The sequence below is a fragment of the Gordonia lacunae genome (assembly GCF_002149015.1).
GTDB classification, from domain to species: domain Bacteria; phylum Actinomycetota; class Actinomycetes; order Mycobacteriales; family Mycobacteriaceae; genus Gordonia; species Gordonia lacunae.
The window spans coordinates 14,336-26,366 of record NZ_NGFO01000023.1 but is presented as its reverse complement, the minus strand read 5'-3'; the positions used below and the strand labels follow the sequence as shown (position 1 = coordinate 26,366).

The 12,031-nt window shown below is 68.7% G+C and carries 10 protein-coding genes; 9 read left to right on the top strand and 1 reads right to left on the bottom strand.

What is annotated here, in order from left to right:
* The 9 genes from CA982_RS18290 to CA982_RS18250 all read left to right on the top strand — a co-directional run bounded on the left by CA982_RS18290 (position 1) and on the right by CA982_RS18250 (position 11,086).
* Positions 1-693, top strand: a complete 693-nt coding sequence (locus CA982_RS18290; RefSeq protein WP_086536749.1) for a GntR family transcriptional regulator — start codon at positions 1-3, stop codon at positions 691-693.
* Positions 690-917, top strand: coding sequence for a 4Fe-4S dicluster domain-containing protein (locus CA982_RS18285; RefSeq protein WP_010843879.1), 228 nt, complete (start codon positions 690-692; stop codon positions 915-917). Before CA982_RS18290 ends, CA982_RS18285 begins: the two co-directional genes overlap by 4 nt.
* A gap of 83 nt (positions 918-1,000) precedes the next feature.
* Positions 1,001-2,440, top strand: a complete 1,440-nt coding sequence (locus CA982_RS18280; RefSeq protein WP_086536748.1) for an ABC transporter substrate-binding protein — start codon at positions 1,001-1,003, stop codon at positions 2,438-2,440.
* Complete coding sequence (locus tag CA982_RS18275; protein ID WP_086536690.1) at positions 2,437-3,294, top strand: ABC transporter permease; 858 nt, start codon at positions 2,437-2,439, stop codon at positions 3,292-3,294. The genes CA982_RS18280 and CA982_RS18275 overlap by 4 nt, the downstream gene beginning before the upstream one ends.
* Positions 3,291-4,064: an ABC transporter ATP-binding protein gene (locus CA982_RS18270; protein WP_086536747.1), complete on the top strand. Its 774-nt coding sequence runs from the start codon at positions 3,291-3,293 to the stop codon at positions 4,062-4,064. Before CA982_RS18275 ends, CA982_RS18270 begins: the two co-directional genes overlap by 4 nt.
* A 7-nt stretch (positions 4,065-4,071) precedes the next feature.
* Positions 4,072-6,807: a fumarate reductase/succinate dehydrogenase flavoprotein subunit gene (locus tag CA982_RS18265; RefSeq protein WP_086536689.1), complete on the top strand. Its 2,736-nt coding sequence runs from the start codon at positions 4,072-4,074 to the stop codon at positions 6,805-6,807.
* Positions 6,808-7,236: 429 nt separating this feature from the next.
* Positions 7,237-7,524 (top strand): DUF1490 family protein, encoded by a 288-nt coding sequence (locus CA982_RS18260; RefSeq protein ID WP_086536688.1) that lies wholly within the window; start codon positions 7,237-7,239, stop codon positions 7,522-7,524.
* An 87-nt stretch (positions 7,525-7,611) separates the two neighbouring features.
* A complete protein-coding gene (locus tag CA982_RS18255) occupies positions 7,612-9,753 on the top strand; it encodes a heavy metal translocating P-type ATPase (RefSeq protein WP_144066058.1) in 2,142 nt (713 codons plus the stop codon).
* Entirely contained in the window at positions 9,746-11,086 is a 1,341-nt protein-coding gene (locus tag CA982_RS18250; RefSeq protein ID WP_086536687.1) for a carboxylesterase family protein, read from the top strand. The genes CA982_RS18255 and CA982_RS18250 overlap by 8 nt, the downstream gene beginning before the upstream one ends.
* 61 nt (positions 11,087-11,147) lie before the next feature.
* Here CA982_RS18250 and CA982_RS18245 read toward each other — a convergent pair whose 3' ends face one another.
* On the bottom strand, positions 11,148-11,984 hold the full coding sequence (locus tag CA982_RS18245) for a class I SAM-dependent methyltransferase (protein ID WP_086536686.1): 837 nt from the start codon (positions 11,982-11,984) through the stop codon (positions 11,148-11,150).
* Between the last annotated feature and the right edge of the window lie 47 nt (positions 11,985-12,031).

Genomic DNA, 12,031 nt, shown 5'->3' with positions numbered 1-12,031 from the left:
ATGGTCGCCGACGTCCTCCGGCGCCAGATCCACGATGGCGATCTCACCGACGCGCTCGACGAACGTGCGCTCATCGCCGACTTCAATGTCTCGCGCAACACCATCCGGGATGCGCTCGCGATCCTCACCGAGGAACGGCTGATCGAGCGCGCGCCTCGAGTCGGCACCCACGTGGTGGCCCGCAAACTCGACCACGGGCTCGACGCGCTGCAGGGATTGAAGGAGACGTTCCGCATGCACGGCGAGGTGCGCAACACGGTCAAGATCGCCACCCTCGTCGACGCACCGCGTGCGGTTGCGCGACGACTGCAACTCGTCGATGCGCAGGCCGTCTACATCGAGCGGCTGCGCTACCTCGACGACGAGCCGATCAGCCTGGACATCACCTACCTCGTACCGGATCTCGGCATCCCGTTGCTCGAGCACGACCTCGAGAACAATGACGTGTTCACCCTGCTCGAGCAGATCTCCGGCGGACCACTCGGACACGCGACGATGACGGTGGAGGCCGTCGACGCCGATCCGCACTCGGCCGCGCATCTGGAGATCGGTTCCGGGACATCGCTTCTGCTTCTCGAACGGCTGACCCACCTCGCGCACGAGAGCCGGCCGGTCGACCTCGAGTACATCCGGATGCGCAGCGACCGTGTCTGCCTGCGGAGCACCGCCCGACGCGAGGTGGCCGGATCATGAGCCAGGTCAACAACCGGGTCGACGTGCCGGTCACCATCGACGAATCGCTGTGCATCGAGGGTTGTACCCTCTGCGTCGAGGTCTGCCCGCTGGATTCGCTGGCCATCAACCCGGAATCGGGCAAGGCCTTCATGCACGTCGACGAGTGCTGGTACTGCGGGCCGTGCGCGGTGCGGTGTCCGACGGGCGCCGTCACCGTCAACATGCCCTACCTTCTTCGCTGACTTCCTCCGACCCACGACGCCGGTGTGCACCGCAACCGGCGGCCATGACCCATGCCCACAGTCCCAGCCCGAAGGACACCCCGATGAGAACACGTCTCCGACACCGACAACTGGCGGCGCTCACCGCCACCCTCGCCGTTGCTCTCGGCAGTGCCGCCTGCTCGCTGGAGGACTCCGGTGACTCCGACGCGGTGCGGGTCGTCGTCGGCTACCAGTCGAAGACCATCAACACGGTGACGGCGGGTACGCTGCTTCGCGCGGAGGGCCAGTTCGAGAAGCGGCTCGCCGAGGTCACCGAACGGACCGGCCAGAAGTACGCGGTCGAGTGGCAGGACTACGACACCGGCGCGCCGATCACGACAGGGATGGTCGCGGGCAAGATCGACATCGGGTCGATGGGCGACTATCCGTTGCTGATCAACGGATCTCGCGCCGGCGCCGAGGAGAAGACCCGCACCGAGATGCTGTCGGTCGCGGGGTCCAGCCCTCGGGGTTCGCTGAACATGGTTGTGGTTCCGCCGGATTCACCGGCCGCGACGATTGCCGATCTGCGCGGCAAGTCGATCTCGGCCAGTGTCGGATCGGCGGGTCACGGGACGCTTGTCCAGGCCCTCGACCGGGCGGGTATCGACCCGACGACCGGCGTACAGATGCAGAACCAGCAGCCGCAGGTCGGTGCGTCGGCGCTGGAGTCGGGCAAAGTGGATGCCCTGGCCCAGTTCGTGGCCTGGCCGGGGCTCCTGGTCTTCCAGGACAAGGCCCGGTTGCTCTACGACGGGGCGCAGCTCGGGGTCCCGACCCTGCACGGGGTCGTCGCGAGATCGGCTTATGCGCAGGAGAACCCGGACGTCGTCGCGGCATTCCTGCGAGCGCAGCTCGATTCGGCTGCGTCCCTGACCCGCGACCCGCTCGCGGCCGCCGAGCGCGTCGCGAAGAACAGTGGTCTCCCGGCCGAGGTCGTCTATCTGTACAACGGACCGGGTGGAACGGACTTCAATCCGGCCATCAAGTCGAACCTCGTCGAGGCGCTGCACAACGACGTCCCCTACCTGAAGTCCATCGGCAGTTTCCCCCACGAGATCGACCTGGACACCTTCGTCGATCCGGGGCCGCTGCAGGAGACCTTCGCCTCGGCCGGCGTCGACTACTCGGAAGCGGTGAGCCGCAACAGCAACGCTTCGGTCATCCGTGGCACCGACCCGGTTTGTGGGGTGGAGGTCGACCCGGCGACCGCCGGTGAGATCTGGCTACGCGGACGAGAACGGACCCAACCTGCCGCGGACCCGACCTGCCTGCTGCGTGCGATCGAACAGGCTCGGCGCCAGGGGAAGGAAGTCCGGGCCGCGTACATCTCGGACCCGCAGCTGGGGACCCGCTGGTTCGCCGACAAGGCGGTGTGGCTGCGGGAGGGCAACCGGTACGTGGCGTTCACCACCTCGGACAGCGCGCAACAGTACCGGGCGACGCATCCCGGCGCCGCCGACGTGACCTACGAGCAGGCACTGACCGAGGTCGCGTCATGACCGCCGCGACGATCACCTCCGTCGTCGTCGACGACGTGGTCCCCGACGAGCCCCCGATGCGTGCCCCAGACGGACCGAACCGGCTCTGGCAGTGGGGAATCCGACTACTTGTCCTCGTCGCGACCGGAGTCGTCTGGCAACTTCTGACGACGCACGATGTGGTTCTGTGGGCCAGGTTCGACACCATACCCTCACTCACCGATGTGGCCCAGGCGTTCTGGAGCGCGCTGGGCACCGAGCAGTACTACCTGGACCTCGGGCAGTCCTTGATCAGGATCGGCTCGGGGTTCACGGTGGCGGTCCTCGTCGGCATCCCGGTGGGTATCGCTCTGGGACGCTCCCGGGCAGCGCGACTCACCGCAGGCACGCTCACCGAGGTTCTCCGCCCGATCCCGGCGATAGCGCTGGTTCCGGTCGCGATCCTGGTGTTGCCGACCGATGAGGCCGGCATGGTTTTCATCACCTTCGCGGCAGCGTTCTTCCCCATCCTCGTCGCGACCCGGCATGCCGTCCGGGCGCTGCCCACGATCTGGGAGGACTCGGTGCGGACGATGGGAGGCACTCGCCGTGACGTCGTCGTGCGGGTGATCCTGCCCGGTATCGCACCGGGGGTGTTCAGCGGTCTGTCGGTGGGTGTCGGCGTCGCGTGGATCTGCCTCATCTCCGCCGAGATGATCTCCGGCCGCCTGGGGGTCGGGTACCGGACATGGCAGGCGTACACGGTGGTCGATTACCCGCAGGTGTTCGTCGGGATGCTGACCATCGGCGTGCTCGGCGCGGTGACGTCCGGGCTGATCGAGCTGATCGGTCGGCGGGTCACCCGGTGGCTGCCGCGGGGGCAGGAGCAACGATGAGCACCGCGAGAACAGTGCCGTTGGACCCGGCGACCGCGATGCGGCTCGACCTGGAGGACATCCGGATCGGATACGGGGATTCGACGGTCATCGACGGACTCGACCTCGTCGTCGGTGCCGGCGAGATCGTGGTGCTGACCGGACCGTCCGGGTGTGGGAAGTCCACCGTCCTACGCGCGATCGCGGGATTGCTGCCGGTCCGCGGGGGACGAGTCCTGGCCGACGGCGACCCGGTCGTCACCACCTCTCGGGATCGGGCCATGGTGTTCCAGGAGGATGCACTGCACCCCTGGCGAACCGTTCGGAAGAACATCCTGCTGGCGTTGGCATTACGCGGAGTTCCGCGGCAACAGCGTCGCGAGCACGCCGAGCAGTGGATCGCCGAGATCGGCCTCGACGGCTTCGGCGACTACCTGCCGAAGTCGTTGTCCGGCGGTATGCGTCAGCGGGTGCAGCTGGCCCGCGGACTCGCGGGCTCGCCGAGAGCCGTTCTGATGGACGAACCCTTCGGTGCACTCGATGCCCAGACACGGACCTCCATGCAGGAGCTTCTGCTGCACACCTTGGCAGGTCATCCCTCGACCGTGGTGTTCGTGACGCACGACGTCGACGAGGCGCTGCTGCTGGGTGATCGGGTCGTCGTCCTCGGCCGCGCGGGTGAACCCGTCCGCGCGGTCGTCGACATCCCGCACCCGCGCGACCCGCGACGACGCGGGGACGACGCCACCCTGCGGTTACGCCGTACCATCCTCGACGCATTGGAGAAGTGAGCCAGCCGTGGACATCCCAGACATCGCCGACCGCAGCCGACTCGACTGCGACGTGTTGGTCATCGGCGGCGGGACCGCCGGGACGATGGCGGCTCTCACCGCCGCCGAGAACGGCGCATCGGTTCTGCTGCTGGACAAGGCGCATGTCCGGCACTCTGGGGCCCTGGCCATGGGAATGGATGGTGTGAACAACGCCGTCATCCCGGGCAAGGCCACGCCGGAGGACTACGTCGCCGAGATCACCCGCGCGAACGACGGCATCGTGAACCAGAAGACGGTGTTCCAGACGGCGACTCGTGGGTTCGCGATGATCGGACGCCTGGAGCGCTATGGCGTGAAGTTCGAGAAGGACGAGTACGGAGAGTATGCGGTCCGCCGGGTCCACCGGTCAGGGTCGTACGTGTTGCCGATGCCCGAGGGCAAGGACGTGAAGAAGGCTCTGTATCGCGTTCTGCGCAAGCGGGACATGCGCGAGAAGATCACGATCGAGAACCGCCTGATGCCCGTGCGGGTCCTGACCGCGAACGGCCGCGCTGTCGGTGCGGCCGCATTGCACACGCGCAGAGGCGAGTTCGTGGAGATCGGCGCGAAGACCGTGATCCTCGCCACCGGGCCCTGCGGGCGCCTGGGCCTGCCCGCATCGGGTTACCTGTACGGCACCTACGAGAACCCGACGAACGCCGGGGACGGGTACTCGATGGCCTACCACGCGGGCGCGGAGCTCAGCGGCATCGAGTGCTTCCAGATCAACCCCCTGATCAAGGATTACAACGGTCCGGCGTGCGCCTATGTGGCGAACCCGTTCGGGGGATACCAGGTCAACGCTGACGGTGAGCGGTTCGTCGACTCCGACTACTGGTCCGGCGACATGATGGCGGAGGTGAAGTCCGAGATCGAGTCGGCGCGCGGCCCGATCTACCTCAAGGTCAGTCACCTTCCCGACGAGACGCTCGACTCCCTGGAGTCGATCCTGCACACCACCGAGCGGCCGACGCGGGAAACATTCCACAGCAACCGCGGACACGACTACCGAACCCACGACATCGAGATGCACATCTCCGAGATCGGCTTGTGCAGTGGACACTCCGCATCGGGCGTCTGGGTCGACGAGCACGGGCGCACCACCGTCGACGGCCTGTACGCAGCCGGCGACCTCGCCTGCGTGCCGCACAACTACATGATCGGCGCGTTCGTCTACGGCGAACTCACCGGCCAGCACGCCAGCGACACCGCCCGCGACCTGACGGCGCCCACCGACCTGCCGATGGACCAGCTGCGCGCGGCCCATGAGCTGATCTACCGACCGCTGACCCATCCCGACGGCCCGCCCCAGCCACAGGTCGAGTACAAACTGCGCCGTTTCGTCAACGACTACGTGGCGCCGCCGAAGACGTCGAACAAGCTCGCCATCGCCATCGAGACGTTCGAGCGCATGCGCTCGGAGATCGAGCAGATGGGCGGCCGGACCCCGCACGAACTCATGCGGTGCGCGGAGGTGTCGTTCATCCGCGACTGCGCGGAGCTGGCCGCGCGGAGTTCGTTGACGCGCACCGAGAGTCGGTGGGGCCTCTACCACGAACGCGCCGATCTGCCCGAGCGCCGGGACGACGAGTGGGGCTACCACCTGAATGTCCGCAAGGCCGCCGACGGCACGATGGAGTTCCTCGGGCGGCCGGTGGAACCGTTCCTGGTCGGCGTCGAGGGACTGGACCACATCCCGCCCGCCGACCGTTCGGTGATCGCCATCGAACAACCGGTCGTCACGACGGGCCCGGGTTACCGCGGCGTCGAGAGTCCCGTTCGCGAGACGCCGCGCGACACGGAGCCCGCCGCACCGGGTTCGCCGCGGATCGTCGAACTGCTCGGTACGTCGGTGGCACACGCGTCGGATCTCGCGGACTACCTTGACGATCCGGACCCGACCGTCCGCCGGACCGCGATAGCGGTGCTGACCGAGAACACCCCGGACGGTTTCGAGATGGCCGTGGTCGGGGCGCTGTCGGATTCGGCGGCTCCGGTCCGCGGGGCGGCGACGCTGGGACTGCGGGAACTGGTGGAGATCATCGACCCCACAGCGGAGTTCGTGTCAGCTCTTGCGGGTCACGTCGAGTCGACCGACCCCGCCGTGCGTGCGACCGTCGTCGACCTGCTCCGCGCCGTGCGCGCCGACCGCGGCGACCTGTTCGTCGCCGCGGCAGGCGATCCCGACCACCGAGTGCGCATCGAGGCCATCCGCGCGCTGGTGTCTCGAGACGAGTCCGGTCTGATCGCCGGTCTGGCATCGGATCCCGACCGCGAGGTGCGCGTCGCGGTGGCCGAGGGGTTGGCGACGGTCGGCGCGGGTGGCGCGGAGGCCGTGCGGGCGCTCGGCACCGACCGCGATCCCCTGGTCCGGGCCGCGGCCTTCTCGGCGATGGCGATCGTCGGTGACGGCGATGTCGACGGCCCGGCCCTCGTCCGGGCGTTGCGGGAGACCGCGTGGCAGGTACGCGTCGGTGCGGCGCGCGGCTTGTCGATCGCGCGACACGAGGCGACGATCCGGGCCCTCGAGAAGGCCCTCGCGGACGTTCACAACGACGTTCGACGCGCCGCGGCCCTCACGCTCGCGGACTGGGGCGACGATCCGGACGTCCGGCGAGTCCTCGAGGGCGCCGCGGGCGACCCCGACGCCGACGTACGCGCCGCGGTACGGCGAAGTCTCGCGAGCTCTCCGGCCGCTTCCTACCAACCGTCTGCTGGTTGAGCCGAAGCCACTTCCTGCGTCACGAAGGGTCTGTCACGCTTCTCGCCAGGACCCTTCGTGACGCTCGCAGGCTCGCTCCTCAGGGGGCAGGAGGTGGCGCGCAGGCTCGCTCCTCAGGGGGCAGGAGGTGGCGCGCAGGCTCGCTCCTCAGGGGGCAGGAGGTGGCGCGCAGGCTCGCTCCTCAGGGGGCAGGAGGTGGCGCGCAGGCTCGCTCCTCGGGGGGCAGGAGGTGGCGCGCAGGCTCGCTCCTCAGGGGGCAGGAGGTGGCTCGCAGGCTCGCATTTCAGGGAGCGGAGAGACCCTCGCTTCCATAAGCGAGTTCGCATGTCCGACAACCGCACCCGCCGCCGAGGGGTGTCAGTCGGTGAGCGCATGTAGCGTGGTGTCCTGTCACCACGTGCGCAGCACATCGGATAGCGAGGACACCACATGGCACTTCACGCATTGCTCGCCAAAGCCGGCGCCACGGTCGCGACCGGGTTCGTCGGCGCCGTGGCCTACGACGCCGTGCGCACCGTCGCCCGGAGCGCTCCGCTGCGTGAAGGGGCAGTCGTCGCCACCACCTGGGGTATCCGCGGAACGCGCAAGGCCGAGGAGGTCGCCGAGTCGGTGCGGCTCAACACCGCCGACATCGTCGCCGAGGCGAAGGAACGGCTTGGCGAGGAGTCCACTCCGCCGGGAACGGCCGTCGCACACGATCACGACCACGATCACTGAGTCGTGAGCACGTCCGCGCCGGCGTACTCGCCGGAGCTGCCCCCGACCGACATCGTGGTCCGGTCGTCGGCGGCGGGCCGGGTCCGCATGACGGTTCCGTGGCTGCGGGTTTCGAACCGCGCTGTTGCCGATCGGCGTGCTGTAGCCATCGAGGAGAGCGTCGCCCGGGTGGCGGGTGTGCGCGCCGTACACGCCTATCCGCGGACGGCGTCGGTCGTCGTGTGGTTCCGCGCGGACACCGACCGGGGTGCCGTCGAGCACGCGATCGCCGCGGCCACCCGGGCCGACCCCACCAACCTCCCCGATCGGGCACCGCACTCGGCCGATGTGACCAATGCCGACCTGCTGCGGATGGGCATCGGCGCCGGAGCGCTGGTCCTGCTGGGTTTCCGCCGGTACGGCTTCCGCCGTCCGCCGCTGCTCGGGCCGGCATCGCGCACCGTCGCCACCGGTGTCACCATCTTCTCCGGCTATCCGTTCCTCCGGGGTGCGCTGCGATCGTTACGCGGCGGACGGGCCGGGACCGACGCGCTGGTCTCGGCGGCCACGATCGCCAGCCTGCTGCTGCGGGAGAACGTGGTCGCGCTCACCGTGCTGTGGCTGCTCAACATCGGCGAGTTCCTGCAAGACCTCACGCTGCGTCGCACCCGCCGCGCCATCGCAGACCTCTTGCGCGGCACCCAGGACACCGCATGGGTCAGGCTCGCCGACGGTACCGAGGTGCAGGTGGCGATCGACGCACTGCATGTCGGGGACGCGGTGATCGTGCACGAGCAGGTCGCCGTCGCGGTCGACGGAGTCGTCGTCGGCGGTGAGGCGGTGGTCGACCAGTCCGCGCTGACCGGCGAGAACCTGCCGGTGACCAAGCACGTCGGTGATCGAGTGCAGGCCGGGTCGGTGGTGCTCACCGGGCGGATCGTGATCGAGGCCGACGCCGTCGGGGACGACACGTCCATCGGTCGCATCATCGGTCGCGTCGAGGAGGCCCAGCGCGACCGCGCACCCATCCAGACGGTCGGGGAGAACTTCTCGCGCCGGTTCGTGCCCGCGTCGTTCGCGTTGTCGGCGCTGACGTTGCTGGCGACGCGCGATCTGCGTCGGGCGATGACGATGTTGCTCATCGCGTGCCCGTGTGCGGTGGGTCTGTCCACACCGACCGCGATCAGCGGGGCCATCGGCAACGGCGCCCGACGCGGCATCCTGATCAAGGGCGGGTCGCATCTCGAGATCTCGGGGCGGATCTCGGCGGTGGTGTTCGACAAGACGGGCACGCTGACCGTCGGACGCCCGGTCGTGACGAACGTGGTGTCCTTCTCCGACGCCTGGCAGCCCGAACAGATCCTCGCGTATGCCGCCAGTTCCGAGATCCATTCGCGCCATCCGCTCGCCGAGGCGGTCATCCGCTCCACCGAGGAACGCCGCATCGAGATCCCGACGCACGCCGAGTGCGAGGTCATCGTCGGACTCGGTATGCGCACCCGCGCCGATGACGGCCGCGTGCTCCTGCTCGGCAACCCGTCACTCCTCGACCGGCACGGCGTCGCGATCTCCGAGGACGCCATCGAGTGGGTGGACCGGTTGCGGACGGCTAGCGAGACCCCGCTGCTGCTGGCCGTCGACGGTGCACTGGTCGGCTTGGTGAGTCTGTCCGACGAGCTGCGTCCCGAGGCGCGGGAGGTGCTCGACGCGCTGCGCGCCGACGGCGTCACCGAGATCGCCATGCTCACCGGCGACCACCCGGTCACCGCGGCGACGATCGCCGCCGAACTCGGCATCGACCGATGGGCCGCCGAGGTCACGCCCGACGACAAGCTCGCCGTGGTGCGAGAACTGCAGGCCGCCGGTCACGTGGTCGCCGTGGTGGGTGACGGCGTCAACGACGCGCCCGCGCTGGCCGCCGCGGACATCGGCATCGCCATGGGTCTGGCAGGCACCGACGTCGCGGTCGAAACCGCCGATGTCGCATTGGCCGGAGACGATCTGCGCAAGCTGCTCGACATCCGGGACCTGGGCTCGCACACGGTTGAGGTGATCCGGCAGAACTACGGCATGTCGATCGCCGTCAATGCGCTGGGTCTGCTGATCGGCGCCGGCGGCGCCCTGTCACCGGTGCTGGCCGCGGTGTTGCACAATGCGTCATCGGTAGCGGTGGTGCTCAACAGTTCTCGACTCATCCGCTATCAGGTCGACTCACCCTCACATCGCACCGAGGAGTCCCACTGTGCCTGACCTGCCGCTGACCGGTCCGACCGTGGAGTGTCCCGCGGGTACGATCATCGCTCGCGTGGACGGAGACGTCCTGCGCGCCACCGGTATCCGCTACGCGCACGCAGCGCGCTTCGAGGCCCCGTCGCCGCAACCGCCCGCGGACGAACCGATCGATGCGACGTCGTGGTCTCCGGCCTGCCCGCAGCGCGACGGCGAGGGAATCGTCCACGACACCTTCGGCGACGCCGCGCTCGGGGAGATGGTCGGCGACGAGCACGCGCAGTATGTGTCGGTCACCGCGCCGGCCGACCGCCGCCCGGACGAGATGCTCCCGGTGATGGTCTGGATCCACGGCGGGTCGTACATCATCGGCGCCGCCGACGCGCCGTGTCACGATCCGGCGGCGCTGGTCGCCGAGCAGCGGGTCATCGTCGTGTCGGTGACCTACCGACTGGGATTGTTCGGGTTCCTCGGCGACGGCGTCGAACGGCCGGCGAATCTCGGCTTGCTCGACATGATCGAGGCCCTCCGCTGGGTGCAGCGGAACATCGCGTCGTTCGGCGGCGACCCCGGCGCCGTGACCGTCTTCGGCGAATCGGCCGGCGGCGACGCGATCGCGCAGCTGATGGCTGCCGACGGCGTGCCGGGGCTCTTCCGGCGCGCCATCGTGCAGAGCGCACCGCTCGGGATAACCCGACGGCGCGAGCGGTTGCACGCCGACATGTTCGCCGCCTCGCATCAGGTGTCGGAGTCGGCGACCGTCGACGAGGTCCTCGCCGTCCAGGAATCAATGATGGGTCTCAAAGCGGTTCTGCAACATGGCCTTCCCGCGTTCATGTCCTTCGGGCCCCAATACGGTCATGATCCGCTGCCGCCGGAGAGCGAGGTGGACGCCGTCTGGGAGCAGCGCGCCCCGGAGGTCGAGCTCTTGATCGGCTGGAACAGCCGCGAGGCCGGGTTCTTCACCGCGGCCATCGGCGGCGTGTCGTCGCTCCCCGCGGTACCGGTGGTCGGTACCCGTCTGTACGAGTGCCTCGTCCGGCAACTCACCGGTGCCATCTACACGTCGGCGGCCGATCGGTTCGCACGGCGCCACCGACGGGCCGGCGGCAAGGCCGCCCAATACGTCATCGACTGGGGCGCAGCCGATCACCCCCTGCGTTCGGTGCACACGGTCGACATCCCATTGCTGTTCGGAAACCCGGAGATCTGGGACGGTGCCCCGATCCTGGCGGGCCACGACGCCGATCGGGCGGACCGCGACGGTGGCCGGTTGCGGCAGATCTGGGCGGACTTCGCCCGGGATGGTTGGACCGCCCCGTCGGATGTCCCAGGACTGATCCGCTTCCCCTGACCCGCGGGCGTCCTTGGCGAACGGCGCGCCATATGCGGTGTAGCGCCGGATATCCCGGGGTTCACTCGGCGGGTCTCGCGGCGACGGCGATCAGTGTGTCGCAGTCGACCTCGGTGATGCCCTCGTCGGACAGTCGCTGGAGGAAACCGGTTCGCACGTCTTCGACGGTGTCGGCGTCCATGCCCGACAACGCGCCACGCAGCCCGCTGCCGAGGACCATCGACCACGAGAACTCATCGGTCCGCGGTACACGTAGATCGAGGATCGACGCCGACGCATCCACCGCGCCAAGCGTTTCGAGCCAGCCGACAATCTTGTCGACCGTATCGATGCGGGTGATGGGGTGAGGCGGTCCGTCGGACGGAGCACGCGGGCCCGGTGGTGGCGGGGTGTTCGTCACGCGGGCGACCTCGGCGAAGTACGCGCTGGTGAAGTCGTAGAGGGCGTCGTCGTGCCAGACGGCGACCGCGAGGCGACCGCCCGGACGCAGAAGCGGCAACAGATTCCGCACCGAGTTGTCCATGTCCGGTAGAAAGAACACGCCGAATCCACAGGTGAGGACGTCGTACTCGCCCTGGTCGTGTCCGGACAGTGCCGTCACGTCGCCGACGCGGAAGTCGATGTTGCGCAGTCCCGCCGCGTAAGCGCTGGTTCGTCCGCGATCGATGAGATCTGCAGCGAAGTCGACGGCCGTGACGTGTCCGTCGGGACCGACGACGCGAGCGGCCGCCAGTGCGCTCGCACCCGTTCCGGAACAGATGTCGAGAACGCGATCGCCCAGCGAAACCTGCGCTCGCGCAACAAGGGTCTCGCCTGCCGGGCCCCAGACGAGGGGGGTCACCAGGTCGAACTCGGGACTGGTCGAGTCGAAGATGTCGGCGATGCTCGGTCCTGGCATGGACTCAGCGTAGACCTGATGACAACGGTTCCCGATAAAGTGGTGGA